This window comes from Micromonospora halophytica (assembly GCF_900090245.1).
GTDB lineage: Bacteria > Actinomycetota > Actinomycetes > Mycobacteriales > Micromonosporaceae > Micromonospora > Micromonospora halophytica.
The window spans coordinates 26,605-51,297 of record NZ_FMDN01000021.1 but is presented as its reverse complement, the minus strand read 5'-3'; the positions used below and the strand labels follow the sequence as shown (position 1 = coordinate 51,297).

At 73.0% G+C, this 24,693-nt stretch carries 22 protein-coding genes, 1 tRNA gene and 1 pseudogene; 11 read left to right on the top strand and 13 right to left on the bottom strand.

Translation table 11 applies throughout. From position 1 onward, the window contains the following. Positions 1 to 20: 20 nt before the first annotated feature. The 3 genes from cobA to cobC are packed head-to-tail and all read right to left on the bottom strand — an operon-like array spanning position 21 to position 3,432. Entirely contained in the window at positions 21 to 1,244 is a 1,224-nt protein-coding gene (gene cobA, locus GA0070560_RS22695) for a uroporphyrinogen-III C-methyltransferase (RefSeq protein ID WP_091301238.1), read from the bottom strand. Further along, positions 1,241 to 2,311 (bottom strand): nicotinate-nucleotide--dimethylbenzimidazole phosphoribosyltransferase, encoded by a 1,071-nt coding sequence (gene cobT / locus GA0070560_RS22690; protein ID WP_091301236.1) that lies wholly within the window; start codon positions 2,309 to 2,311, stop codon positions 1,241 to 1,243. Before cobT ends, cobA begins: the two co-directional genes overlap by 4 nt. After that, complete coding sequence (gene cobC, locus GA0070560_RS22685; protein ID WP_245675665.1) at positions 2,311 to 3,432, bottom strand: Rv2231c family histidinol phosphate aminotransferase CobC; 1,122 nt, start codon at positions 3,430 to 3,432, stop codon at positions 2,311 to 2,313. The genes cobT and cobC overlap by 1 nt, the downstream gene beginning before the upstream one ends. Positions 3,433 to 3,580: 148 nt before the next feature. Between cobC and GA0070560_RS22680 the strand changes: the two genes are divergently transcribed. Then, a complete protein-coding gene (locus GA0070560_RS22680; RefSeq protein ID WP_091301232.1) occupies positions 3,581 to 5,713 on the top strand; it encodes a transglycosylase domain-containing protein in 2,133 nt (710 codons plus the stop codon). A gap of 129 nt (positions 5,714 to 5,842) precedes the next feature. Here the strand turns inward: GA0070560_RS22680 and GA0070560_RS22675 are convergent, their stop codons facing one another. Next, positions 5,843 to 6,412: a GNAT family N-acetyltransferase gene (locus tag GA0070560_RS22675; protein ID WP_091301230.1), complete on the bottom strand. Its 570-nt coding sequence runs from the start codon at positions 6,410 to 6,412 to the stop codon at positions 5,843 to 5,845. After that, entirely contained in the window at positions 6,409 to 7,785 is a 1,377-nt protein-coding gene (locus tag GA0070560_RS22670) for a cobyrinic acid a,c-diamide synthase CobB (RefSeq protein ID WP_091301228.1), read from the bottom strand. Before GA0070560_RS22670 ends, GA0070560_RS22675 begins: the two co-directional genes overlap by 4 nt. A 172-nt stretch (positions 7,786 to 7,957) precedes the next feature. Between GA0070560_RS22670 and GA0070560_RS22665 the strand changes: the two genes are divergently transcribed. Next, the gene (locus GA0070560_RS22665) at positions 7,958 to 8,776 is read left to right on the top strand and encodes an SURF1 family cytochrome oxidase biogenesis protein (RefSeq protein WP_245675659.1); all 819 of its coding nucleotides are present in this window, start codon (positions 7,958 to 7,960) and stop codon (positions 8,774 to 8,776) included. Positions 8,777 to 8,941: 165 nt separating this feature from the next. Next, positions 8,942 to 9,694 carry a ribosomal eL19 family protein gene (locus GA0070560_RS22660; RefSeq protein ID WP_245675658.1) on the top strand — a complete coding sequence of 251 codons (753 nt, stop codon included), beginning with the start codon at positions 8,942 to 8,944 and terminating at the stop codon, positions 9,692 to 9,694. A gap of 179 nt (positions 9,695 to 9,873) precedes the next feature. Here GA0070560_RS22660 and GA0070560_RS22655 read toward each other — a convergent pair whose 3' ends face one another. The 4 genes from GA0070560_RS22655 to GA0070560_RS22640 all read right to left on the bottom strand — a co-directional run bounded on the left by GA0070560_RS22655 (position 9,874) and on the right by GA0070560_RS22640 (position 13,948). Next, on the bottom strand, positions 9,874 to 11,466 hold the full coding sequence (locus tag GA0070560_RS22655) for an ATP-dependent DNA ligase (RefSeq protein WP_170839533.1): 1,593 nt from the start codon (positions 11,464 to 11,466) through the stop codon (positions 9,874 to 9,876). Between the two features lie 84 nt (positions 11,467 to 11,550). Then, a complete protein-coding gene (locus GA0070560_RS22650) occupies positions 11,551 to 11,757 on the bottom strand; it encodes a hypothetical protein (protein WP_088975693.1) in 207 nt (68 codons plus the stop codon). Positions 11,758 to 11,902: 145 nt separating this feature from the next. Beyond that, a complete protein-coding gene (locus GA0070560_RS22645; RefSeq protein WP_170839536.1) occupies positions 11,903 to 13,255 on the bottom strand; it encodes a dipeptidase in 1,353 nt (450 codons plus the stop codon). Between the two features lie 36 nt (positions 13,256 to 13,291). Then, positions 13,292 to 13,948: a uridine kinase family protein gene (locus GA0070560_RS22640; RefSeq protein WP_091301222.1), complete on the bottom strand. Its 657-nt coding sequence runs from the start codon at positions 13,946 to 13,948 to the stop codon at positions 13,292 to 13,294. Positions 13,949 to 14,060: 112 nt separating this feature from the next. On the opposite strand from GA0070560_RS22640, the gene GA0070560_RS22635 reads away from it, so the two are divergent. Then, the gene (locus tag GA0070560_RS22635; RefSeq protein WP_091301316.1) at positions 14,061 to 14,462 is read left to right on the top strand and encodes a rhodanese-like domain-containing protein; all 402 of its coding nucleotides are present in this window, start codon (positions 14,061 to 14,063) and stop codon (positions 14,460 to 14,462) included. Between the two features lie 153 nt (positions 14,463 to 14,615). On the opposite strand, the gene GA0070560_RS22630 is transcribed toward GA0070560_RS22635, so the two are convergent. From GA0070560_RS22630 to ssb, 3 genes and pseudogenes are all read right to left on the bottom strand, one after another. After that, the gene (locus GA0070560_RS22630) at positions 14,616 to 16,160 is read right to left on the bottom strand and encodes a cobyric acid synthase (protein ID WP_091301220.1); all 1,545 of its coding nucleotides are present in this window, start codon (positions 16,158 to 16,160) and stop codon (positions 14,616 to 14,618) included. A gap of 182 nt (positions 16,161 to 16,342) precedes the next feature. After that, positions 16,343 to 17,308 (bottom strand): annotated as a pseudogene (locus GA0070560_RS22625) (cobalamin biosynthesis protein); the annotation flags it as partial. Between the two features lie 140 nt (positions 17,309 to 17,448). Beyond that, a complete protein-coding gene (ssb, locus tag GA0070560_RS22620) occupies positions 17,449 to 18,258 on the bottom strand; it encodes a single-stranded DNA-binding protein (protein WP_091301219.1) in 810 nt (269 codons plus the stop codon). 390 nt (positions 18,259 to 18,648) lie between these two features. Between ssb and GA0070560_RS22615 the strand changes: the two genes are divergently transcribed. Together GA0070560_RS22615 and GA0070560_RS22610 are read left to right on the top strand one after the other, a co-directional pair. Next, positions 18,649 to 19,065 carry an HPF/RaiA family ribosome-associated protein gene (locus tag GA0070560_RS22615; protein ID WP_091301217.1) on the top strand — a complete coding sequence of 139 codons (417 nt, stop codon included), beginning with the start codon at positions 18,649 to 18,651 and terminating at the stop codon, positions 19,063 to 19,065. A 96-nt stretch (positions 19,066 to 19,161) separates the two neighbouring features. Continuing rightward, positions 19,162 to 20,205: an alpha/beta hydrolase gene (locus GA0070560_RS22610; RefSeq protein ID WP_091301215.1), complete on the top strand. Its 1,044-nt coding sequence runs from the start codon at positions 19,162 to 19,164 to the stop codon at positions 20,203 to 20,205. Position 20,206: 1 nt separating this feature from the next. Here GA0070560_RS22610 and GA0070560_RS22605 read toward each other — a convergent pair whose 3' ends face one another. Beyond that, positions 20,207 to 20,878, bottom strand: a complete 672-nt coding sequence (locus tag GA0070560_RS22605; RefSeq protein WP_091301213.1) for a hypothetical protein — start codon at positions 20,876 to 20,878, stop codon at positions 20,207 to 20,209. A gap of 233 nt (positions 20,879 to 21,111) precedes the next feature. Between GA0070560_RS22605 and GA0070560_RS22600 the strand changes: the two genes are divergently transcribed. The 5 genes from GA0070560_RS22600 to GA0070560_RS22585 all read left to right on the top strand — a co-directional run bounded on the left by GA0070560_RS22600 (position 21,112) and on the right by GA0070560_RS22585 (position 24,629). After that, positions 21,112 to 21,184 (top strand) — tRNA-Arg (locus GA0070560_RS22600). A 68-nt stretch (positions 21,185 to 21,252) separates the two neighbouring features. Next, positions 21,253 to 22,740, top strand: coding sequence for a tyrosine-type recombinase/integrase (locus GA0070560_RS22595; RefSeq protein WP_245675656.1), 1,488 nt, complete (start codon positions 21,253 to 21,255; stop codon positions 22,738 to 22,740). 134 nt (positions 22,741 to 22,874) lie between these two features. Continuing rightward, entirely contained in the window at positions 22,875 to 23,570 is a 696-nt protein-coding gene (locus GA0070560_RS28355; protein ID WP_425412695.1) for a dual OB domain-containing protein, read from the top strand. A gap of 1 nt (position 23,571) precedes the next feature. Next, the gene (locus tag GA0070560_RS22590; protein WP_211565954.1) at positions 23,572 to 24,195 is read left to right on the top strand and encodes a DUF488 domain-containing protein; all 624 of its coding nucleotides are present in this window, start codon (positions 23,572 to 23,574) and stop codon (positions 24,193 to 24,195) included. Next, the gene (locus GA0070560_RS22585; protein WP_211565953.1) at positions 24,192 to 24,629 is read left to right on the top strand and encodes a DUF488 domain-containing protein; all 438 of its coding nucleotides are present in this window, start codon (positions 24,192 to 24,194) and stop codon (positions 24,627 to 24,629) included. The genes GA0070560_RS22590 and GA0070560_RS22585 overlap by 4 nt, the downstream gene beginning before the upstream one ends. Positions 24,630 to 24,693: the final 64 nt, after the last annotated feature.

Genomic DNA, 24,693 nt, shown 5'->3' with positions numbered 1-24,693 from the left:
GGCTCGAGACGGGCAGAACCTCAGGTGTCCAAGGCCCCGACGACGGAGCCGATCACCACGATCGCCGGCGGACGCAGGCCCGCCGCGACCACGTCCGCCGCCACCGTGCCGAGCGTCGAGCGCAGGCTGCGCTGGGCGCCCGTGGTGCCCTCCTGGATCACCGCGACCCGGGTGGCCGGGTCCTTGCCGTGCCCGGTGAGGGTGTCGGCGATCGCGGCGAGGTTCTTCAGCCCCATCAGCACCACCAGGGTGCCGCGCAGTCCCGCGAGGGCCGGCCACTGCACCAGCGAGGCCGGCGAGTCCGGCGCGACGTGCCCGGAGACGACGGTGAACTCGTGCGCCACCGCCCGGTGGGTGACCGGGACACCGGCCACCGCCGGCACGGCGATCGCGCTGGTCACCCCCGGTACGACGGTCACCGGCACACCGGCCTCGGCGCAGGCGAGCAGTTCCTCGCCACCCCGGCCGAAGACGTACGGGTCACCGCCCTTGAGCCGTACCACGAACCTGCCGGCCAGCGCCCGCTCGACCAGGATCCGGTTGATCTCCTCCTGAGCCCGCGACGGCCCGTACGGGATCTTGGAGGCGTCGACCAGCTCCACGTCGGGGCGCAGTTCGTCCAGGAGCAGCCCGGGGACGAGACGGTCGGCGACCACCACGTCCGCCTCGGTGAGCAGCCGCCAGCCCTTGACGGTGATCAGCTCCGGGTCGCCCGGGCCCGCCCCGACCAGCGCCACCCGGCCGGGGGCGGCCCCGGTGGGCGCCTGCGGGGCCACCGCGGCGAGACCGGTGCGGACGTTCAGCAGGTCGCGTACCGCGTCGCGGACGCTCATCGCCCGGCGGGGGTCCCCACCGCCGAGCACCGCGACGGTGACCGGGCCGTGCCGGGTGACCGCCGGGGTCCAGGCGGTGGCGGCGGCGCGGTCGTCGGCGCGTACGCAGAAGATCTTCCGCTCGGCGGCGGCGGCGCTGACCGACGCGGCGGCGAGCGGGTCGTCGACGGCGACCTGCACCAGCCAGGCCCCGTCGAGGTCGTCCGGGACGAACCGGCGCGGCGCCCAGTGCACCCGGCCGGCGTCGACGTGCGCGTGCAGGGCGGGGGTCAACTCCGGGGCGACGAGGAAGACGTCCGCGCCCGCGTCGAGCAGTGCCGGCACCCGGCGGGTGGCGACCGCTCCCCCGCCCACCACGACCACCCGCCGGCCCGCCAGCCGCAGGCCGAGGGGGTAGGGATTGACCGTCACTTCTCCGAGACCCCCGCCGAGTCGAAGGTGGCGACCTCGTGCAGCACCCGCACCGCGCCGGTGACCACCGGCAGCGCCAGCAGCGCACCGGTCCCCTCGCCGAGGCGCAGCCCGAGGTCGATCAGCGGATCCAGCCCGAGGTGCCGCAGCGCGACGGTGGCGCCCGGCTCGGCCGAGCGGTGCCCGGCGACCATCGCGCCGACCGCGTCCGGGGCCAGGGCCGCCGCGACGAGCGCGGCGCTCGCCGCGATCACCCCGTCCAGCAGCACCGGCACGCGCCGCGCGGCGGCGCCGAGGATCAGGCCGGCCAGCGCCGCGTGTTCCAGGCCGCCGACGGCGGCCAGCACGCCCAGCGGGTCGGCCGGGTCGGGCCGGTGCCGGCGCAGCGCGGCCCGCACCACGCCGACCTTGCGCCGGTACGTCTCGTCGTCCACCCCGGTGCCGCGTCCGGTCGCCTCGGCCGGGTCGGTCCCGGTGAGGGCGGCGATCAGCGCGGCCGACGGGGTGGTGTTGGCGATGCCCATGTCGCCGGTGAGCAGGATCCCCGCCCCGGCATCGACCAGCTCACCGGCGACGCGGATGCCGGTCTCGACCGCCGTGCGGGCCTCCTCCCGGGTCAGGGCGGCGGTGACGGTCATGTCCCGGGTGCCCCGGCGGACGTTGGCCTCGACCAGCCGGGGGCCGGCCCGGTCGGCGTCCGGGTCGACCGGAAGCGCGGTGGCGACGCCGACGTCGACCACGGTGACCGACGCACCGGCCTGCCGGGCGAACGCGTTGACCACCGCGCCGCCGGCCAGGAAGTTGCCGATCATCTGGGCAGTGACCTCCTGCGGCCAGGGAGTCACCCCCTGGGCGTGCACGCCGTGGTCCCCGGCGAAGATCGCCACCGCGGCCGGTTCGGGCAGCGGCGGCGGGCAGGTCCCGGCCAGCCCGGCCAGGCGTACGGAGAGCTCCTCCAGGGCGCCGAGCGAACCGGCGGGCTTGGTCAGCCGTCCCTGGAGGTCCCGGGCGGCGGCCATCGCCGGCTCGTCGGGCGGCCGGATCGCCGCGATGGTGGTCTCCAGCATCATGCCTCCAGGATCTCGGCCAGTACCTCGGTGAACGCGTCGGACGTGGCCGGGTCGCGCACGGCCACCCGCAGCCAGTCGGGGCCCAGGCCGGGGAAGGTGTCCCCGCGCCGGACCGCCCATCCGCGCGCACGCAGCGTCTCGCGCACCCGGTCCGCGCCGGCCAGGTGGATCAGGACGAAGGCGCTGGCCGGGCGGCCCGCGACGCGTACCCCGGGCAGGGCCGACAGGCGGGCGACCAGGTGGTCGCGGTCGGCGGCGAGCCGGGCGGCGATCGCTCGCTCGGCCGCGACGGCGGCCGGTGCGGCGATGGCGGTGGCGGCGGCGAGTGCCGGGGTGGAGACCGCCCAGAGCGGCTGGCCGGCCGCGAGCCGCGCCAGCAGCGCTGCCTCGCCGAGTAGATAGCCGATCCGCAGCCCGGCGAGGCCCCAGGTCTTGGTGAGGCTGCGGACCACGAGCAGGCCGGGCAGGTCACGCCGGCCGGCGAGGGACTCCGGCTCGCCGTCGACGCCCGGCGCGAGCGTGGTGTCGGCGAACGCCTCGTCCACCACGAGCACCCGGCCGGGCCGGGCCAGCGCGGCCAGGTCGGCGGCGGGGTGCAGCACCGAGGTGGGGTTCGTCGGGTTGCCGATCATGACCAGGTCGGCGTCGTCGGGCACCCGCGCGGGGTCGAGACGGAAGCCGTCGGCCGGGTCGAGCAGCACCCGCTCGACAGGGTGCCCGGCGGCCCGCAGCGCTGCCTCCGGCTCGGTGAACTGCGGGTGCACCACCACCGGCCGGCGCACCCCGGCCAGGGTGCGGGCGATCAGCACGAAACCCTCGGCGGCGCCGGCGGTGAGCAGTACCTCCTCCGGGGGACGGCCGTGCCGGGCCGCGACGGCCGCCCGGGCGGGCCGCGGGTCCGGGTACGCGGTCAGGTCGGCCAGCGAGGCGGTGAGCGGGTCGGCCAGCCAGTCCGGCATCTCGTCGCGCCGGACGTTGACCGCCAGGTCGACCAGGCCGGGGGTCGCCTCGACGTCCCCGTGGTGGCCGAGGTCCGGCTCGTCCCCGGGCATCCGGTCCGGCCCCCGGGCCGGCGGCCCGGGGGCCGGTTCTCCTCCGGCGGTCGGCTCCGCCCCGATCAGTTGCCCACGCATGTCCGCGATCCTGCCGGGAAGCCGCCGTACGGGACAGCGGATCCCGGCGTGGGCCGCGTCACCACCCCCGAACCCTCCGGCCCGTTTACGAATTCTTCTCATTTCCGAATCGGAAATGTCATAACTTGGCCCTGTGAGCAACCGACCCCTTGCTGCCGCTGGTCGTTCCGTTCCGCTGCTGCGCGCCGGCCTGATCGCGGGCCTCGTGGTGGCCGCCCTGGCCTACCCGCTGGCCGCCGTCACCGGCATCGGCGCGAAGGCCACCGCGCACGCCATGGAACAGAAGACGGACATCCTGCGCACCGCCATGCCGGCCGAGACGTCGTACCTCTACGCCCCCGACGGCAAGACGATCCTGACCATGTTCTACGAGGAGTACCGGCAGTACACGAAGCTGTCGGACATGTCGCCGCACATCCAGCAGGCGATCGTCGCCGCCGAGGACAACCGCTTCTACCAGCACCACGGCGTCGACCCGAAGGGCGTCGCCCGCGCCTTCGTGGCCAACGCCCGCTCCAGCGGCGTCTCCCAGGGCGCCTCCACGCTGACCATGCAGTACGTCCGGATGGCGCTGCGGGACAGCGCCAAGACCCCGAAGGAGGTCCAGGAGGCCACCCAGCAGACCAGCCTGCGCAAGGTCAGGGAGATGCGGATGGCGCTGGACATCGAGAAGGAGCTCACCAAGGAACAGATCATGGAGCGCTACCTCAACTCGGCGTACTTCGGGCACCGGGCGTACGGCATCCACGCCGCCGCGCAGATCTTCTTCTCCAAGACCCCGGCCACCCTCACCCCGGTCGAGGCGGCCACCCTCGCCGGGCTGGTCAAGTCCCCCTCCGCGTACGACCCGATCAGCTCCGACCAGAAGGAGGCCACCGGGCGACGAAACTACGTGCTCGACCGGATGGCCCAGCTCGGCTACCTGTCCCCGGACGCCGCCGCGGCGGCCAGGGCCGAACCGATCCGCACCCGGGTGACCAGCCCGGCCAACGACTGCGCCTCGATCGACAAGCGGTACCAGAGCTGGGGCTTCGCCTGCGACTACGTGAAGAACTGGTGGAGCGCGCAACCCGCCTTCGGCGAGAACCGGCTGGAGCGGATGGACAAGCTGCGCCGGGGCGGCTACCGCATCGTGCTCAGCCTCGACCCCAAGGTCCAGGCGGCGGCCGAGAAGAACGTCGGCGCCAAGGAGAACGTGGGCAGCCCGTTCGCCAACGGCATCGTGGTCGCCGAACCGGGCACCGGCCGGGTCAAGGCGATGGCCGTCAACCGCAACTACTCGCTGGACCTCAGTGAGAACGGGCCCAGCTCCAACCCGGAGGCCAGCCCCAACGTCAAGGCCAACTACCCGAACACGGTGGCGCCCCTGCTCGGCGGCGGCAGCCTCCCCGGCTACCAGGCCGGATCCACGTTCAAGATGTTCCCGATGCTGGCCGCGCTCGACGCCGGGATGACGCTGTCCACCGCGTTCGACTCGCCCCACCGGTACCACTCGCAGGTGTACGACGGCTGGTCGCCGTCCAACGCCAGCGGCGCGATGACCGGACGGCAGACCATGTGGTCCGGCTTCGGCAAGTCGGTGAACACCTACTTCGTCTGGCTGGAGGAGCAGGTCGGCGCGGACCGGGCGGTACACATGGCCGAACAGCTCGGGCTGCGCTGGCGTACCGACGTGGACCGGGAGCACGCCTCCCCGGCCAAGGCCAAGAAGTGGGGCGCGTTCACCCTGGGCGTCTCCGACGCCACCCCGCTGGAGATGGCCAACGCCTACGCCGCGGTCGCCGCCGACGGGCGGTACTGCGAGGCGATCCCGGTCAACTCGATCACCAACCGGGACGGCACGCCGGCCACGTACCGGACCGCGAGCGGCATCGAGCGGGAGGTGGCCAAGCCCCGCTGCCGGCAGGTGGTCAGTGCCGACGCGGCACGCGCCGCCACCGACGCCGCCCGCTGTCCCACCGGTGACACCCCGGCCAAGGGCAGTTGCGGCGGCTGGTCGACGGCGGACAGCGTCCGGGGCACGGTGGGCCGTCCGGTGGCCGGCAAGACCGGCACCACGGACAGCACCCGGTCGGCCTGGTTCGTCGGCTACACCCCGGAACTCGCGGCGGCCAGCTTCATCTCCGACCCGGACAACCCGTTCAACGCCGTCGGCGACGGGCAGTCCCAGATCCCCATCCAGGCGGTGGCCAACACGCTCAAGGAGGCGCTGAAGGGCAAGCCCGTCCGCCAGTTCACCCCGCCGTCGGACGCGATCGTCGGCTGACCGCCGGCCCGCGCCCCCGAGGGTGACCACGAACTCTGCGTCAGGAACGGTGCGGTTCCTGGCGCAGAACCCTGTCCGGGCCCGGAGCCGCCCCGGCCCGTCGTCGGCGGCTCAGTGCAGGTCGGTGGCTCAGTGCAGGTCGGCGGTGACCAGGGACCACATCTCCAGGTCGACCCGGGCGCCCCGGACGAAGCCGGCGTTGCGCAGCAGGCCCTCATAGCTGAAGCCGGCCTTCTCGGCCACCCGGCGCGACGCCGTGTTCCCCGGCGCCACCCGCAGCTCCACCCGCTGGAAGCCGTGCTCCAGGATCAGCGCGATGGCCAACGCGTCCACCGCCTCGGCGGCCAGGCCGTACCCGCGGGCGTGCGGGGCGATCGCGTACGACACCTCGGTGAGCCGGGCACCCCAGTCGGTACGCCGGGTCCAGAGGCAGCCGACCACCCGGTCGTCCTCCCGGCGCAGCACCGCGTAGTGGTCGCCGTCGCCGCTGTCCCGACGCTGCCGCGCCAGGTCGGTGCACCAGGCCAGCCCTTCGATCTGCCCGGCCGAGTCGGCCAGCGGCAACCAGCGCTGGGTCTGCCGGTCGGCGAAGACCTCGTCCACCGCCTGCGCGTCCCCGGCGCGGAGCTGGCGCACCTCGGTACGCGGGGTGGAGACCGTCAGCTCCGGGAAGCGGCGGACCGCCACCTGCCCGATCACACCGGCGCCCCGACACCCTCGGCCACCCCGGCCGCCGTCACCAGCCGGGTCGCGATCGCCGGATCCGCCGCCCAGTGCAGGCCGAGCTGCGACGCGTGCACCCCCCGCCAGACGAACCCCTCGGGAGCGCCGCCGTCCCAGCTCCATGCCGGGTGCTCGCCGGCCCGAGGACTGAGCACCGCCGCGTGCTGCTTGTAGCCGACCACCGTCGTTCCCGCTTCGGCGACCACGCTGGCCGTACGGGCCGTCGCCTCCCGGTGACCGACGACCATGCCGTCCCGGCTCGTCCCGACCGCGTCCAGCACCCCGCACATCGGTGCGCCGTCCCACTCGCGGGCCAGCCAGAGCAGGCCGGCCCCCTCGGCGACCAGCGGACGGCCGGTCCGGGCCAGCTCGGCCACCGCGATGCAGAGCCGGCGGTTGGCGGAGAGCTCCCGGGCGTACGACTCGGGCAGGCCGGCGCCGACGACCAGCGCGCGGGTGCCGGCGGGCAGGACCTCGTCGCGCAGCGGGTCGACGGCGACCACCTCGGCCCCGGCGGCGCGCAGCAGCTCGGCCGTCTCGGCGTAGCTGTAGCTGCCGCCCGGCCCACCGGCCAGCGCGACCAGCGGTGGCCGCCCACCGCCCGGCTCGGCCGGCGCGACGGCCGGCGACCAGGGCTCCACCGGCAGGACCGGGGCGGAACGGGCCAGCGCGAGCAGTCGCTCCAGCTCGACGGTGCCGGCCACCGCCTCGCCCAGCCGGCGCACCGCCCGCGTCGCCTCGGCGTCGCCCCGGAGGACCGGCAGCACCCCGTGCCGCCGGGCGGGCAGCACCGGAGGCAGTTCGTGGCGACGCAGGACCCCGTAGACGGGGACGTCGATGTCGTCGAGCGCCTCGCGGAGCATCGTCTCGTGACGCGGGGAGGCGACCTGGGTGAGGATCACGCCGCCCAGCCAGAGCTGCTCGTCGTACGACCGGAAGCCGTGCACCAGGGCGGCCACCGACTGCCCCATCGCGGCCACGTCCACCACCAGCACCACCGGGCTGCGCAGCGCGGTGGCGACAGCGGCCGTCGACTCCGCCTCGGGGCGGCCGGAGACCGAGTCGTAGAGGCCCATGGTGCCCTGGACCACCGCCAGGCCGGCGCCCGCGGCGCCGTGCGCGAAGAGCGGCCCGAGCCGGTCGGACCCGACCAGCCGGGCATCCAGGTTCCGCCCCGGCCGACCGGCCGCCAACCCGAGGTACGCGGCGTCCACGTGGTCCGGCCCCACCTTGAAGCCGGCGACGTCCACGCCGCGATCGGCGAGGGCGGCGAGCAGGCCGATGGAGAGGGCGTTCGTGCCGTGCCCGGAGGACGGCGCGCTGAGCACGAGGCGCGGCACCGCGGTCATCGTCGACTCCTCGCAGGAGACAGGGGGTGGCGCACGGACAACCGGGAGGAACTCGGACGGTGATCCGCTCGCGTGACCATACCCGCCCGGACCGACGCGTGGCGGCCTCCGGCCGACCGGGGTAACGGGCCGGCGCGGTCAGTGGTCCGGGTCATACGGGTAGCCTCGTGCTGTGTACCGGTTCCTGCTGACCCCACGCTGGCTGGGCATCCTCGCGCTGACCCTGGTCGCCGCCGCGGTGATGGTCCTGCTCGGCAACTGGCAGCTGGCCCGCTACGAGGAGCGCACCGCCGTCAACGAGCGCATCGACGCGGGCAGCCGGGGGACCCCGGCCCCGCTGCGCGACCGGGTGCCGGCACCCACCGGCGGCGCGGGCACGACCGGACCAGCCCCGGCCGAGCAGGCCGAGTGGAGCCGGGTCACCGCCACCGGCCGGTACGACCCGTCGAACGTGATCCTGGTCCGGGGCCGGACGGTGGACAGCACGGTCGGCTTCGAGGTGCTCGCCCCGCTGGTGCTCGCCGACGGCAGCGCCGTGCTGGTGGACCGGGGCTGGATCCCGCCCGCCCCGGGCGGCGGCGCGCTGACCGCGCCGGAGGTGCCCGCCCTGCCCACCGGCGAGGTGACGGTGATCGGCCGGGTGCACCCCACGGAGACCGGCGGCAGCGGCGTGGGCCGACGCGACGGCCGGCTGGAGACCCGCCGGGTCACCGTCGGCAAGCTGGCCCGCGAGCTGCCCTACCCGGTGCACGGGGCGTACCTGCTGCTCGACGAGCAGACCCCGGCGAACGACCCGGCCTTCAAGGCGGTGCCGATCGGGCACGCCAACAATTGGCAGAACCTCGGCTACGTCGTCCAGTGGTGGATCTTCGCGGCGATGACGCTGGTCGGCTACGGCTGGGCGGCGCGGCGGGAGGCCCGCCGCGCGGCCGGGCTGGACAAGCCGAGGCCGCCGGTCGACCGGGCCGCGGAGCCGGTCACCCCGGCCTGACGTCCCGCCCCGCCGGGGTCGCGGGTGGCGTCGCGCCGGTCGCCGCTCGGTCTCCTGCCGTGACGCGGAACGGTCACGCCGAGGGGCCACCGGAGGACCAGGGACGCTGTAGTGTCCGCCCATGATCGACAACCGTGAGGGGTCGCGGTGACCCCTGATCCCACGATGCCACCAGGGTCGGAGCCGACCGCGGCGTACCCGGTCCACCACCCCTGGGGTGCGACGCCGGCGGCGGACCCGGCACCACCCACCACCGACCCCTCCGCGCCGACCACCCGGTTCCCGGCCCCGCCGGCACCGATGTCGGGGCTGCCCGCCACCGCCCAGTTCGCCGCGCTCCCGGCGCAGTTCTCCGCACCACCGGCGCAGTTCTCCGCACCACCCGCCCCGCAGTCCGGGCCACCGGCCGGCCCGTTCTCCGTGCCGCCGGCCCGGTTCGCCGCTTCCCCGGCAGTGGACCGGCCCGGGCCGCATCCCCCGGCCTTCGTGCCGGTGCAGCCGCCGATGCCGCCGATGCCGCCGACGCAACGGGCCCTGCTGCCGGCCGGCCACCACACGCCCGGACAGGACGCGGTGGCGGTGCAGATCGCCGAGATCGTGGTGACCCCGCCGGTGATCCGTACACCGGCCGGTGCGCTGCCCGTGCAGGGCGCCGTCTGGGAGATCGCCGACGACTGGCAGACCCACACCAGGATGGCGCAGTGGGGCATCGTGCTGGCCATCGTGCTCTTCTGCTTCACCGGCGGGCTCAGCCTGCTCTTCCTGCTGGCCAGGACGACCTATCACACCGGGACGGTGCAGGTCACCGTCCGGCACGGCCAGCGGCAGTACGTGGCCCGGATCCCGGTACAACACCAGGGCGAGGTCCAGCAGATCAACAACCAGGTCAACTACGCCCGGTCGCTCTCCACATTCTGAGCCGAGCGGTCCCGCGGTCACGGCGGCCGGCCCCGCACCCCACGGACCTGTCGAGGGTACGGCCCGTCCGACGGGATCCGGTCGCCCCGCGGTCGCTCGGACCGGCCCACCGTCGGGCTACGGGACGCGGCAGCACGGTCCGGGGTGCCGGCCTCCGCCGCCCCCGGGCGCGACCGCCCTCAGCCGCCGGCCCGCCCGGCGTGGATCGCCCGGACCATGTCGACGGTGTCCGCCTCGGCGGCGGTCTTGTCCTCCCGGTAGCGCACCACCCGGGCGAAGCGCAGCGCCATCCCGCCCGGGTACCGGGAACTGGTCTGCACCCCGTCGAAGGCGATCTCGACCACCTGCTCGGGACGGACCCGCACCACCCAGTCGCCGCGCTCGACGGCGAGGGCGAGGAAACGCTCGGTCTGCCACCGCAGCAGTTCGTCGGTGAGCCCCTTGAACGTCTTGCCGAGCATGACGAAGCCCCCGGTGCGCGGATCACGCGCACCGAGGTGGAGGTTGGACAGCCAGCCCTGCCGGCGGCCGCTGCCCCACTCGACCGCCAGCACCACCAGGTCGAGGGTGTGCCGGGGCTTGACCTTGACCCAGGCCGCGCCGCGCCGGCCGGCATCGTAGGGCGCCTCCGGCGCCTTCACCAAGATTCCCTCCTGACCGGCGTCGAGCGCCGCGGCGAAGGCCTCGCCCGCCTGCTCGGCGTCGTCGACCTCCACCCGCCCGACCAGCAGGGACTCGTCGACCGCACCGGCCAGGGCGGCCCACCGCTCCCGGCCGGGCCGGTCGATCAGATCCACGCCGTCGAGGTGCAGCAGGTCGAAGAAGTACGGCGTCAGCACCGTCTCGCCGGTGGTCTCGGCGGCGGCGAGCACCGCCGGGGCCACCGGGGTGCCACCGGTGGTGCTGGGCGTGGCACGGCGGGCGGCCCGGCTGGAGGTCTGTTGGAACGGCAGCGGGCGGCCGGCCGCGTCCAGCCCGATCGCCTCACCGTCGAGCACGAGCTCCCGGGCCGGCAACGCGCGGACGGCGGCGACCACCTCCGGCACCCGGGTGGTGATCTCGTCCAGGCTGCGGGTGAACACCGCGATGTCGCTACCCGAGCGGTGCACCTGGATGCGGACGCCGTCCAGCTTGACGTCCACCACCGCCGGCGCGCCGGTGGCGTCGAGCGCCGCGTCGACCGTGGGGGCGCTCTGCGCCAGCATCGGGGCGAGCGGACGACCCACCCGCAGCCCGAACTCGGCCAGCGCGGCGGCGCCCCCGCCGAGGGCGGCCGTCGCGACGGCACGCAGGTCCCCGGCGAGCAGCAGGGCACGGCGTACGGCGGCGACCGGCACCTGCGCGGCCCGGGCGATCGCCTCGGCGAGCAGCCCGGCCTGCGCCCCCTGGCGCAGCTCGCCGCTGAACAGGCCGACCAGCAGCCGCTGCTCGTCGGCGGTGGCGGCGGCGAAGAGCACACCCAGCAGCTCCCGACGGCGGGCCTGCGATCCCGGCCCGCGCACCGCCGCGATCCCGTCGATCGCCGCGTCGACCTCGGCGACGGTCAGGGTCGGCTCGGCGGCCGGCGGCGGCAGGTCGCGCAGGCTGGCCCAGCCGACGCCGGTCTGCCGTTGGCGCAGCTCACCGGCGAGGTAGCCGGAGCCCGCCGGCACCTCGGCCGGGTCCAGCGACCGCAGGGCCGTGGCGAGCAGCTCCACCTTGGCCCGCCGGCCGCTGGTGGCGCCAACGGCTGCGGAGGTGGCTGCCAGGTCGAGGAACCGCACGAACCTCATCCTGCCAGCCACCCCCGACACCACCCGGGCATTGCCGTACCCGGGCCGTCCAGGGACGATCAGGCGCCGGTCGGGCCGGGCGGGTCAGGCGGAGACGGGTTCCTCGATGCGCAGGCCGCGGGCGCGGACCTCGTCGGCGACCCGGGAGAGCACGCCGTCGAGGGCGACCAGCGCCGCGGAGAGCTCGCCCAGCTGTTCCTTGAGCGTGTCCTCGGGCCACGCGGAGACGTCGACGTCCCCCAGAGCACTCACGGCGGCTTCGAGCCGCGCCATCACGTCGTTCGTACGCATGTTCGAGAGGCTATAACAGCCGCGCGCCCGACACACCGCAAACTCCGACATCGACCCCGAAGTTACGGTTCCGCGACCTTTCCTCCCCGCCGCGCGGGTTCGCCACCCCGGTCGGGACGGTCGAGCCCGCGCAGGCGACGGCGGTCTAGCTGGCCTGGCGTCCCACCTCGGCGACCCGCGCCAGCAGCAACGCCTCGGCCAGGCACACCCGGGCGAACTCGCCGAGGTGCAGGCTCTCGTTCGGCCCGTGCGCCCGGGCGTGCGGGTCCTCCACGCCGGTGACCAGGATCGCCGCCTGCGGGAACATCTCCTGGAAGGTGGCGATGAACGGGATCGACCCGCCGACGCCGATGTCGACCGGGTCGGTGCCGTCCCAGGCGGTACGGAAGGCCGAGCGGGCGGCGTCGAACATCGGACCGGCCGCGTCGATGACGCACGGGTCCCCGTCGTGCTCGAAGCTCACCGTGACCCGGGCACCCCACGGGGCGTGCTTCTCCAGGTGGGTACGGAGCGCGTCGTACGCCCGCTTCGGGTCGTCACCCGGCGCCAGCCGTACGCTCAGCTTGGCCTTGGCCGACGGGACCAGCGCGTTGGGCGCTTCGCCGGTGGCCGGGGCGTCGACGCCGAGCACCGCCAGGGCCGGCTTGGTCCAGAGCCGGTCGGTGATCCGTCCGGTGCCGAAGAGCGACGCCCCCTCGACCAGGCCGGCCTCGGCGCGGAACCGGTCCTCCGGGTAGTCGACGCTGGCGCCCTCCCGGCCGACCAGCCCCTCGACGGTGACGTCACCGGCGTCGTCGTGCAGTGTCGACAGCAGCCGGACCAGGGCGGTCAGCGCGTCCGGCACCGCGCCGCCGAACATCCCGCTGTGCACGGCGTGGTCCAGGGTGCGGACCTCGACGAAGCAGTTGACGATGCCGCGCAGCGAGGTGGTCAGCGCGGGCACGCCGACGTCCCAGTTGGTCGAGTCGGCGATCACGATGACGTCGGAGGCGATCTCCTCGCGATGCTCGGCGAGCAGCCGCTCCAGGGAATCGGAGCCGTACTCCTCCTCACCTTCGATGAACAGGACCACGCCGACCGGAAGCTGGTCGCCGAAGGCGCGCAACGCGGCCACGTGCGCCATGATGCCGGCCTTGTCGTCGGCGGCGCCCCGACCGTAGAGCCGGCCGTCGCGCTCCACCGGCTCGAACGGGTCGGACTCCCACAGCGACAGGTCCCCGACCGGCTGCACGTCGTGGTGGGCGTACATCAGCACGGTGGGCGCGCCGGGCGGGGCCGGCTTCCTCCCGATCACCGCGGGCTGGCCACCGGAACGCACGATCCTCGTGTCCAGGCCGCACCCGCGCAGCAGCTCGGCGACCGCCTCGGCGGAACGCTCCACGTGCGAGTGGTCGAAGCCCTCGAAGGCGATGCCGGGGATGCGGACGAGGCGTTCCAGGTCGGCGCGGACTCCGGGCAGCTCCCGCTCGACGGCGGCCCGGATCTCGGACTCGGACATGATCGGAGTGGTCATGACCGGCATCGTATGCCGGCCTTACCGCGTCGTACCGTCCGAGCCCGCGTCCGGGCCGGTCAGCCGCACGTAGTAGCGGCGTTCGTCGTGCGGCAGCGAAGGCGCGCCGTCGACCACCAGGTCGGCGTGCGGCGCGGTGGCGTCGGCGGCGAAGTGCGTGCGCTCGCCCGCGTGCCAGCGGCGCAACTCGGGCAGGATCTCGGCCCCGTCCCGGCCCACCGCGCGGGTCAGCCGCAGGCCGGCGGGCGCGGTGACGAAGACGGCGAGGCTCAGCTCGGGCCGGATCGCCGCCCGCGCCGCGCTCACTCCTTCCACCAGCAGCACCGGCGCGACCGGCACCGGCACCGGCCGGGGCAGGAAGGCCCGCCGCACCCAGCTGTACCGGTGGTACGCGCCCGGCCGGCCGGCCCGCAGCGGCGCCAGCACGCACCTCTCCAGCCGCGACCAGAAGGTGAGCTGATCGGCCCAGCCGTCGAGCAGGTCGTCGGTGTGCACCACCGGTGGGCGCGCGCTGCCCGGGAGGTCGGCGAGGGCGTCCGCGAGCCGCGTGGCGAAGACGCTCTTGCCCGCGCCGCTCGGCCCGTCGACGGCCACCAGTCGGGTACGCCCGAGCCGCGCCGGCCGGGCCAGCACCCGCCGGGCCAGCGTCGCGTACGCCTCGACCACCGCCACCGCCACCGGCGTGACGCTACCGGGTGTCCCCCGTGAGTTTGGTTCCGCCGCCGGTGGCGGCGTTCGCCGGTGGGCCGGTGCCGGTGACCGGCATGATCTGGACGTGCTCAATGACGTGATAAGTCCGGGCGTGGACGCCCTGCTGGAACAGGCCCGTGCCGGGCTGCGCCGGCTGAGCCCGCTGGAGACCGTCGAGGCGGTACGGGCGGGCGCTCTGCTGGTCGACACCCGCACCGACGCGCAGCGCCGCGAGCAGGGCGAACTGCCCGGCGCGATCGTCATCGAGCGGACCGTGCTGGAGTGGCGGCTCGACCCGGCCAGCGAGTGCCGCATCCCCGAGGCGACCGGCTACGACCGGGAGATCGTCGTGGTGTGCCGGCAGGGGTACAGCTCCAGCCTGGCCGCCGCGAGCCTGCAGGCGCTGGGGCTGCGTAACGCGACGGACATGATCGGCGGGGCGCAGGCGTGGCGGGAGGCGGGGCTGCCGCTCAACGACGGCCCCGCCGACGTCCGCCCCTGAGCAGTGGACCGCCCGGCGGGTTCGGCGGTCTCCCCGCCCACCTGGCCCGCACGCCGGAGGCCACGCGCCATGGCGGCGAGGTAGCGGCATCCGGCAGGCTCCGATACCGCCACGTCGCCGACATGGCGTCGATCATGACGCTCCAGCGGGCGGTCAGGCGGCCGGGGGCGCGCCGGGTGGGATGAACGGCAGGTCGGCGGGGGCCCCCGACTCGATCAGCCGCCACAGCGCGTCGGTGTCCAGGTGGTCCTCGACCAGGTCGCCCAGCAGATCCAGGGAGCGTTCCCGGGCGGCGGCGAAGGCGGTGTCCGGGGCGACCCGGAACCCGTGCCGCCCCGCCGTGCGGGCCACCTCGGTGAGGAAGCGCCGGCGGAACTCGTCGGACTCGAACGCCCCGTGCCAGTGGGTGCCGTACACGGTGTCGAGCCGGACCCCCTCGCCGCCGCCGTCGGCGTACCTGAGCAGCGGGGTCAGGGTCGGGTCGGTGGTCGAGACGTACCCGTGGTGGATCTCGTAGCCGCGCACCGGGACGGCGCCCGACGCGGTACCGACGGCCTGCCGGACGGTCTTGCGCGGGTCGAAGGTGATCTCCACGGGAAGCAGGCCGAGGCCGGGGACGCTGCCCCGGCGGCTCTCCACCGGATCGTGGATGGCCCGGGCCAGCATCTGGAAGCCGCCGCAGATGCCGAGCAGCGGCCGGCCGGCCGCCGCGTGCGCGGTGACGGCGTCGGCCAGGCCGGTCTCCCGCAGCCAGGCCAGATCGGCGACGGTGGACTTGGACCCGGGTAGGACGACCAGGTCGGCGGCGGCCAGTTCGGCGGGCTCGACGGTCAGCCGGACCCGGACGCCGGGCTCGGTGGCGAGCGCCTCGACGTCGGTGGCGTTGCTGATCCGGGGCAGCCGGACGACGGCGACGTCCAGCCAGTCGGTGCCGTGCGGGGCGGCCGGCCGGCCGAGCACCCGCCCGTACGCCAGCGAGTCCTCGGCGTCGAGCCAGAGGTCGAGGTGCCAGGGCAGCACCCCGTACGTGGGCCGACCGGTCACCCGGTGCAGCATGTCCAGCCCCGGCCGGAGCAGGCCGGGGTCGCCCCGGAACTTGTTGATCACGAAGCCGGCGACGAGTGCCTGATCGGCCGGGTCGAGCAGGGCCACCGTGCCGAACATCGAGGCGAACACGCCACCCCGGTCGATGTCACCGACCACGATCGTGGGCAGGCCGGCGTGCCGGGCCAGCCCCATGTTGACGTAGTCGCCGGCCCGCAGGTTGATCTCGGCCGGGCTGCCCGCACCCTCGCAGATCACCACGTCGTACGTCGCGCGCAGCTCGGCCAGCGCCGCGTACGCGGTCTCGGCGAGCCGGGGGCGCAGCTGCCGGAAGTTGCCGGCGGTGACGGTGTCGACGGCCTCGCCGAGGAGCACCACCTGGCTGGCCAGGTCGCTGCCCGGCTTGAGCAGCACCGGGTTGAACCGCAGGTCCGGGGCGAGGCCGCAGGCGGCCGACTGCATCGCCTGGGCCCGGCCGATCTCGCCGCCCCGGCCGTCCGGCCCGACCACCACGGCGGAGTTGTTCGACATGTTCTGCGCCTTGAACGGCGCGACCTTGACCCCACGCCGGTGCAGCCAGCGGCAGATGCCGGCGGTGAGCACGCTCTTGCCGGCGTCGGAGGTGGTGCCCGCGACCAGGAGACCGCCGCTCACCGGCCCCTCCCCCGCTGCGGGCCGGCATCGCCGGGCACCGCCGGTCCGACCGCCCCGGGAAGCCCGGCGCCGGCGGTGCCGACGGCGCCGGGACCGCCGGCACGGGTCACCGCGGCTCCCAGGCCGCCGACGGCGGAGGCGACGGTGGCGGCGACGGCGGAGGCCAGGACGGCCGATCCGCGCCGGCCCACGGCGCCCGCCAACCTGCCCCCGGTGAGCGGCCAGGCTGCCGCGATGCCGAGCGCGGCGAGGCCGACCGCGCCGGAGATCCGGGCCGCCCGCTTCAGGTGCCGGGCCTCGGGACGGGGCCCGTCGCCGAGGAACGGGCGCACCTCGGAGCGGCCGAAGTAGACGTTGCGCCCGCCGAGCCGGACGCCGAGGGCGCCGGCCATGGCCGCCTCGCACTGACCGGCGTTCGGGCTGGGGTGGTCGTTGCGGTCCCGCCGCCAGATGTGCCAGGCCCGGCTCCGGTCGCCGTCGGCCACCGGGGCCACGGCGATGGTGAGCAGGCCGGTCAACCGGGCGGGCGCCAGGTTGAGCAGATCGTCGAGGCGGGCCGCCGGGGTGCCGAAGCGGGCGTACCGGGGGGAACGGTGACCGACCATGGCGTCGAGAGTGTTGGCCGCACGGTAGCCGAGCAGGCCGGGCAGGCCGGCGACCGCGCCCCAGAGCAGGGGTGCGACCACGGCGTCGGAGGTGTTCTCGGCGACCGACTCGACGGTGGCCCGGGCCAGCTCGGGCTCGTCGAGGGCGGACGGGTCCCGGCCGCAGAGACTGCCCAGCCGGCCGCGTGCCGCGGGCAGGTCACCGCTGCGCAGGGCCGCCCCCATCAGCCCGGCCTCGCGGCGCAACGTGCGCCCGCCGAGCACCGTCCAGGTGCCGGCCGCCACCAGCAGGGCGCGGACCATCGGGCGACGTCGGGTGGCGGCGGTGGCCGCCGCGCCGAGCAGCACCGGCGCACCCACCGCGAGCGCGGTGAAGACTGCCCCGGCAGCGCGGTCGGGGCGATGGATCCGCCGCTCCAGGGCACCGGCCGCGCGGCCGAACCCGGCCACCGGATGCCAACGGGCAGGGTCGCCGAGCAGGCTGTCCAGGGCGTACCCCGCCAGCAGTCCTGCCGCGTTCGCCACGGCGGTCGCCTGACGCACCTGTCACCACCTCCGGCCGGCCAGCCTAGCCGTACGCGGGGTGGCCACGTCGCCGTCGCCACCCCGCCCCCGTCCCGTGTCGCCCGACCCGGACCGCCGTGCCCCCGACCGCGCACGTCACCGGGCTCCGGTCCACCGGCTCAGGCCGGCACCGACACCCTGCCCCGGGCGCGACGCCCCCGGCCGGGCCGGGCGACGGCCGCCTCCGCCGGCACCGGGTCGAGCTCGCCGGGCTCCCCCGCGTCGGCGCCGTCGTCCACCCGCTCGCCCGGCTCCGGGGCGAGTTCGTCGTCGAGGGTCCGGCCGTCCTCGTCGTCGTCGAACGGATCGGCCGTGCCCTCGAAGCCGGAGCCCGTCAGCTCGTCGCCGGCCGGGCCGCCGGGCAGGTCGTCGCCCGGCAACCCGGGACGGTCGGGCAGTCCGTGGCCGGCCTGCGGAACGGCGAACCCGGCGAACTCGAAGTCCTCGTCGAACGGCCGGTCCTCCGGCGAGGTGGGGGCCTGCCCGTGCGGCACCGGCTCCGTCGGCTCGCCGTGCACCCGGACGGCCGCCTCGGCGTCCTCCACGGCGCTGGTCGTCATGGTCGGCCGGTTGCGCAGGAAGCGGGCCCGGCCCCGGGACAGGTCGTGCCCGACCGCGACCGCCTCCAACTCGTAGAGGGTGCGGTGGTTGCCCGCGTCGTCGGTCCAGTCGCGGGTGTAGAGGCGGCCCGCCACCACCACCGGGTCGCCGACCATCACCGAGGCGGCCACCCCCTCGGCCAGCTTTCGCCAGCAGTTGACCCGGACACGGAGGCTGTTGCCGTCCACCCACCGGCCGCTGTCCCGGTCGAGACGGCGGGCGGTGGAGGCGACCTTGAAGTTGGCGACCAGGGTGTTGCTCTGCGTGGTTCGCCGCCACTCCGGAGCCGTCAGAACATTACCGACAATTGTCACGTACGTGTCGAACATCGTCCCCTCCCAGGGGTTCAGGGCTGCCGTGGTGAGTCGACTCGCCGCCGAGCCTCGCCGGTACGGATGTCCGGGCGCAGCAGCAGACGGCCGCCCTGTGGACGACGGAACCCCCTGTGGACAAGAACCTGATCAAGGTCCCGGTCTGCTAGGGCCGACCGGCCCTGGGTGGCGGCACCGGGGACGACCAGGATCGAAGTACGGGATCACCGGGAGTGAGGAGGATCCCGACCGGGTATGGAGTTGATCAACCAGAGACGGCCACCACCACGGCCACCACGGCACGTCGACCGAGCGCCGCACGGCACGAGGTCAGATGAGAAAGGTCAGCGAGATGATTCTCAGCCCGCGTACGACCGGCTCCGTCCGTACCGAGCGGGAGGTGCGGCGATGAGCGCGGTGACCAACCCGGCGACCGTCGCCGAGTGCCTGCGCGTCGGCGCCGGCTTCTCCCAGGGCGACCGGAACTGGATCGTGGAGCAGTTCGCCACCCTGGACGCGCGGCTGGCCGCGTTCCACGCCGACGCCACCGAACTGGAGGTGTCGGTCAAGGACCGGGAGGCACGGGGGCAGAAGGTCACGCTGGAGTGCTGGATCGCCGGCCGGCAGAAAATCGTGACCACCTCCAGCGAGGAGGACCTGCGCGCGGCGCTGCACGACGCCCGGGACGACCTGCGCCGACGGCTCAACGACGCGAAGACGAAGCAGGAGCCCCGGCACAACAAGCACATCCGGGAGATCGGCCAGCCCGGTCCGGGCCAGGCAGCCGACGCCGACCTCGACCGGGTCGACGTCGAGACGGCCTGAGTGACACCACTGGTTCGTCCCCGTTCGTCCGGTACGGCCGGGCGGGGACGAACCAGGGGCTACCGCCCGGTAGCTTCCGGGCGTACCGTCGCCCTCGTGGAACCGGACGTGCTGGGGCCGCCGTACGAGCGGCAGACGATCGACCTGGGCACCGACGACGAGGGAGCGGTGGTCGCCACCCTGGTGCGGCGGCGTGCCGACCACTCGACCCGACGGGCCGTGCTCTACGTGCACGGCTACGTCGACTACTTCTTCCAGACCCACCTGGCGGACTTCTTCGCCGAACGCGGGTGGGACTTCTACGCCCTCGACCTGCGCAAGTACGGCCGTAGCCTGCTGGCGCACCAGACCCCGAACTTCTGCCGGGACCTGAGCGACTACTTCCCCGAACTGGACGCCGCCGCGAAGATCATCCGCGAGGACGACGGCCACGACACGGTGCTCGCCATGGGTCACTCCACCGGCGGCCTGATCATCTCACTCTGGGCGCACGCCCGACGCGACGCCGGCCTGGTCGACGGGCTCTTCCTGAACAGCCCCTTCTTCGACATCAACGCCCCCTGGGTGATCCGTCGACCCCTCGCGGCCGCCGTCTCCCGCCTGGGCCGCCGCGCGCCGCACCGGGTCCTCCCCTTCGGCCTGGGCACCGTGTACGGCGAGAGCCTGCACGCCGAGCACCGCGGCGAGTGGACGTACGACCTGAACTGGAAGCCGCTGGCCGGGTTCCCCGTCCGGGCCGGCTGGCTGCACGCGATCCGCTCCGCCCAGCGGCAGCTGCGCGCCGGGCTGGACATCCCCGTGCCGGTGCTGCTGGCCTGCTCGACCCGGAGCTTCAAGGGCACGAAGTGGCACGACTCGGCGGCCCTCGCCGACGCCGTGCTCGACGTCGAGCACATGGTCCGCTGGGCACCCCGGCTCGGCCGGCACGTCACCCTGGCCCGCTTCGACGGCGGCATGCACGACCTGACGCTCTCCGGCCCCGCCGTACGCGAGCAGGTCTTCGCCGAGGTCGGGCGGTGGGCCGAGGCGTTCCTCGGCGCGGGCCCGACGGAGGCCGGCCCGGCCTCGCCCGCGGCGGTGCCCGGCAGCCGGTCCCCGGCCGACGCGGACGAGCCCGCCACGGCGGCCCAGGGCGGCTGAGTCAGCCCAGGTCCGTGACGACCCGGTCGAGGGTGGCCACCGGGTGGCCGCCCTCGCCGGGCAGCACCACGCCCAGGCAGCGCAGCCCGACCTCGCCCGCCACGTCGGCCTGGACGCCGAAGACCGGCGCGCCGAGGTAGCCGGCCGGCAGCTCACCGGTGAGCCGCAGCCCGTCAGCCGCGCGGACCACCCGCTCGACCGCCACCTCCAACGGCCGTGACCCGTCGTCGCGGACACCGAGCGCGAGCACGATCGCCGAGACCGGCTCCGCGCCGATCCGGGCCACGTCGTCCGCGCCGGCCGCGATCGCGTCCGGCACCGACTGGGTACGCCAGCGCCAGCCCTCCCGCACCGCCCGGTCGTGCAGCCCGCCGGCGGGCAGGACCGCCACCCCGCCTTCCGGCCGGTGTACCCACCACCCGCAGGGCAGGGCCAGCGCGTCGGCGGCCACCCCTGTCGGCTCGGTCACGCTCGGTCTCAACCCGATCTCCGCGACGTCGGCGTACGCCAGCACGTCCGCCGCCGTGAGCAGGTACTCCCCGGTCGGATGGTGGAGGAAGAACGCCGTTCCGACCGGGCCGTCACCGGCCGGACGGATCGGCAGGATCGCCCGACCGAGCAGCTGGCACAGCTCGTAGGCGACCTCGTTCTCGGCATCCGGTTCCAGCAGCACGGCACCGAGGGTACGGGGCGGGGAGGGCCCGGCTGCGGCTGACGGGCCCTCGCCCCCGGGCTGTGGCATCACCCACCGACCGATCGGGGCGTCGCCTGCCGACCGATCGGAGTGGAACCGAGGTGACCAGGGCGGCGGTGGCGTGCGACGCTGATCACCGTGCCGGGACGGCCACCCGTTCCCCCACCTGGCGGGGGTACGGCGGTACCCTCTTGGCGCGAGTTGCATGTTGCGCGCCCGTAGCTCAGCGGATAGAGCAGGGGACTTCTAATCCCAAGGCCGCAGGTTCGAATCCTGCCGGGCGCACAGGTACTTCTCTGACTTGAACGGCTCGCGTGGGGCTGTCCGTGGTGCGAGTGGGCTACGGTGGCCCCGTGGCAGCCTCGAACGGACGCAGCAAACGCCAGCGTGGTGAGATCGAAACCTTGCCCAGTGGGTCACTGCGCGTGAAGGTCTATGCCGGGATCGACCCGATCAGCGGGAAGCGGCACTACCTGACCGAGGTCATCCCCGCCGGCCGCACCGCAGCCAAGGAAGCCGAGAAGGCGCGTACCCGGTTGCTGGCCCAGGTGGACGAGCGGCGCAACCCCCGCACCCGCGCCACCCTCGACCAACTCCTAGACCGGTGGCTTGAGGTGGCCGAAATCGAGGCCACCACGCGCATGGGCTACGTGAACAAGCTCAATAAGCACGTCCGGCCGGTGCTGGGCAAGCTGCCGGTCGGCCGGCTTGAAGCCGAGACGTTGGAGTCGTTCTACGCGAGCCTGCGCCGCTGCCGCGACTGGTGCGGCGGCAAGGCGTACGTGAAGCACCGCCTGGAGGGCGAGCACAGCTGCACGGCGAAGTGCCGGCCGCACGTCTGCAAGCCGCTCAGCGCCTCGTCAGTGCGGCAAATCCACTGGATCCTCAGTGGTGCCCTCAGCCGCGCCGTCCGTTGGCGCTGGATCGCCGTCAACCCCGCCAGTCAGGCCGAGCCACCCGCGCCGCCGCACCCCGATCCGCAGCCGCCGAACCCGGCCGACGCCGCGCGGATCATCAACGAGGCGTGGCGCGACCCGGATTGGGGCGCGTTGGTGTGGCTCGCGATGACGACGGGCGCCCGGCGCGGCGAGCTGTGCGCGCTCCGCTGGCACCATCTCGACCTGGCCGCCGGTGTGCTGACGCTACGACGCAGCTCCTACCTGGACGCAGACGGCGAACTGCGGGAGAAGGACACCAAGACGCACCAGCAGCGGCGGGTGGCGCTCGACGCGGAGACGATCGAAGTGCTGCGCGAGCTGCACGGCCGGTACGTCGAGCGCCTGGCCCAGCTCGACGCGGACGCCGATCCCGCCGACTACGTCTTCTCCCCCGAGCCAGACAACAGCCGTGGCTACCGCCCTGACACCATCACGCAGCGGTACGGCCGACTCGCCACCCGACTCGGCATCACCAGCCACATTCACGCCCTGCGCCACTACTCGGCGACCGAGCTGATCAACGCAGGTGTCGACGTGCGGACCGTCGCCGGCCGACTTGGTCATGGCGGCGGCGGGACAACTACGCTCAGGGTCTATGCAGCCTGGCTGTCGGAGTCGGACCAGCGCGCGGCAGGGACCCTGGCCGCTCGAATGCCGCCGCGTCCGGCTACACCCACACGGCGAACGGCGGAAGGCAGCCCTTACCAAACAATAGCGGCAGACCTTCGCGAGCAAATCGCGACTGCGATGCTGCGGCCCGGTGATCAGCTTCCGGCGGTTGCTGAGCTTGCGGCAGCTTATGGCGTCTCCGTGGGCACCGCTCACCGGGCTGTCGTCCTTCTGACAGCAGAGGGCTTGGTCAGTGTCTCTCGGGGTCGTCGAGCGACCGTCGCGTGTGCATGAGCTGCGGATTCGCTCTGAACAGCGACTCGAACAGTTTGCTATAGGGGAGCACAGGAGGGACGGTCTGTCGGTACCCCAGCGACATCAAGTAGGGCAGACTTGGTACGTCCATCGTTCTACCCGCTTATTGACCTGTGGGAGCCAAGTTGACGGCGGTCAAGCGAATCTTATGCCTTGCAAATTCTCGCAAACCGCAGGGGCGATGCATAGCCGGGCTTGAACTAGATGGAGCTAGAGCCACAGGATGGATCCGACCCATAAGCAGCCAAACTCACGAGGCGGTCTCATACGACGAGCGGAAATACGAAGACGGAAGCGAACCGCAGGTGCTGGACATCATCGACATTCCTCTACTTTACCCCCGACCACGAGGACATCAGCAGGAGAATTGGGTAATCGATTCCAATTCCCGTTGGGTGAAGGCTGGAAGCGTTACCCCCGGCCAAATTACAGCACTGGCCGCCACTTCCGGCCCACTTTGGAAGAACGGTTGGCGCACCCAAAACGGCCTGCATGATTGCCTTCCCGCAGAAGAGGCCGATCCCGCAGACGGCTCCCTAAAGCTCATCTACTTAGCCCACGGGCTAAATCTGCGCGTTTTTACAATCGGCGAGAATTTCGGCAATCCAAGGCGGCGAGTCCAGGCCGACTTTCACTTCGGCGGCGTGCAGTATAATATCACGGTCACGGACCCAATAATCGAACGCGCGTACCGAGATCGAGCAATCGGCGAATATGCGCTCGGCGCTAGCTACTTGACGATTAGCCTTGGTGAGAAATTCGCAGACGAACGCTGCCACAAGTTCGTCGCCGCCATCATTGGAGCATAGGATGCCTGCACATGAAATGCAAATCTTCACCATTGGACATTCCACACACTCACTTACCAGCTTCATAGAACTTTTGCGGAGGGCAGGGATATCCGCTATTGCCGACGTCCGATCAACTCCCTACAGCAGACACCAGCCTCATTTCAACCGCGAAGCGTTGAGATCTTCACTGAAAGACGCTGAGATATCGTACGCTTTCCTTGGGCACGAGTTAGGTGGACGTGGCGTTGGACCATCCGTGAGAGATCAGCATGGTCGCGTCCGTTACGATCGAATTGCCAGGTTGGATCTCTTTCGCGAAGGGCTTAAGCGGCTACAAGAAGGAACCCAACGCATGCCGATTGCAATCATGTGCACCGAAGGCGAGCCACTGAATTGCCATCGCGCAATCCTGATCAGCCGACACCTAGCCGAAGACGGCATGGAAGTAACGCACATTCACTCCGACGGCAACTTTGAATTTCACCGCGATGCAGAGAATAGACTTCTGCGCATTACCGGCCTCCACCAGCCGGAGATATTTAGAACCAGAAGAGAGATACTTCAAGAGGCTTACCAGCGCCAAGAGGAGCGCATAGCCTATGTCGCACCTAGGACCGAAAGTCATGAGAGCGTTCTGTCGTGAAAATCTACACTATTGGCTTCACACGGAAGTCCGCCTCCCAATTTTTTGACACTTTATGCGGCGCGCAAGTCAACAGGGTTGTCGATGTCCGGCTAAACAATGTCTCCCAGCTGGCCGGGTTCGCCAAAAAAAACGACCTAGAATACTTTCTTAGAAAAATCGGATCTATTCGCTACACACACGCTCTAGATCTTGCGCCTACCCAGGAAATGTTAGATGCCTACAAGAAGGGGGCGGGCACCTGGAGTGAATACGAAGCACGTTTTGGAGAGTTGATTCAAGGAAGACGCGTAGAAGCGAGCTGGGCTGACGAGTTGCGCGACGGCGACTGCTTCCTATGCAGTGAAGAGAAGCCTCATAATTGCCACCGTCGGCTTGTGGCCGAATACTTCGCACGCCACTTCGGCGGGGTGGAAATACAACACCTTGTCTGATTAGATTCCTTCTAGACCAAGCCGCTGATGAGACAGGGGTGGATCCGCGAATTCCTATACCTGC

What these genes read in the sequence shown, in the direction of transcription:
- cobT (WP_091301236.1), bottom strand. Translation starts at nt 2,311, where the DNA reads ATGCTGGAGACCACCATCGCGGCGATCCGGCCGCCCGACGAGCCGGCG.
- GA0070560_RS22670 (WP_091301228.1), bottom strand. Translation starts at nt 7,785, where the DNA reads ATGACCGCGGTGCCGCGCCTCGTGCTCAGCGCGCCGTCCTCCGGGCAC.
- GA0070560_RS22660 (WP_245675658.1), top strand. Translation starts at nt 8,942, where the DNA reads ATGCCACCAGGGTCGGAGCCGACCGCGGCGTACCCGGTCCACCACCCC.
- GA0070560_RS22655 (WP_170839533.1), bottom strand. Translation starts at nt 11,466, where the DNA reads ATGAGGTTCGTGCGGTTCCTCGACCTGGCAGCCACCTCCGCAGCCGTT.
- GA0070560_RS22650 (WP_088975693.1), bottom strand. Translation starts at nt 11,757, where the DNA reads ATGCGTACGAACGACGTGATGGCGCGGCTCGAAGCCGCCGTGAGTGCT.
- GA0070560_RS22645 (WP_170839536.1), bottom strand. Translation starts at nt 13,255, where the DNA reads ATGTCCGAGTCCGAGATCCGGGCCGCCGTCGAGCGGGAGCTGCCCGGA.
- ssb (WP_091301219.1), bottom strand. Translation starts at nt 18,258, where the DNA reads ATGTTCGACACGTACGTGACAATTGTCGGTAATGTTCTGACGGCTCCG.
- GA0070560_RS22615 (WP_091301217.1), top strand. Translation starts at nt 18,649, where the DNA reads ATGAGCGCGGTGACCAACCCGGCGACCGTCGCCGAGTGCCTGCGCGTC.
- GA0070560_RS22590 (WP_211565954.1), top strand. Translation starts at nt 23,572, where the DNA reads ATGCCTGCACATGAAATGCAAATCTTCACCATTGGACATTCCACACAC.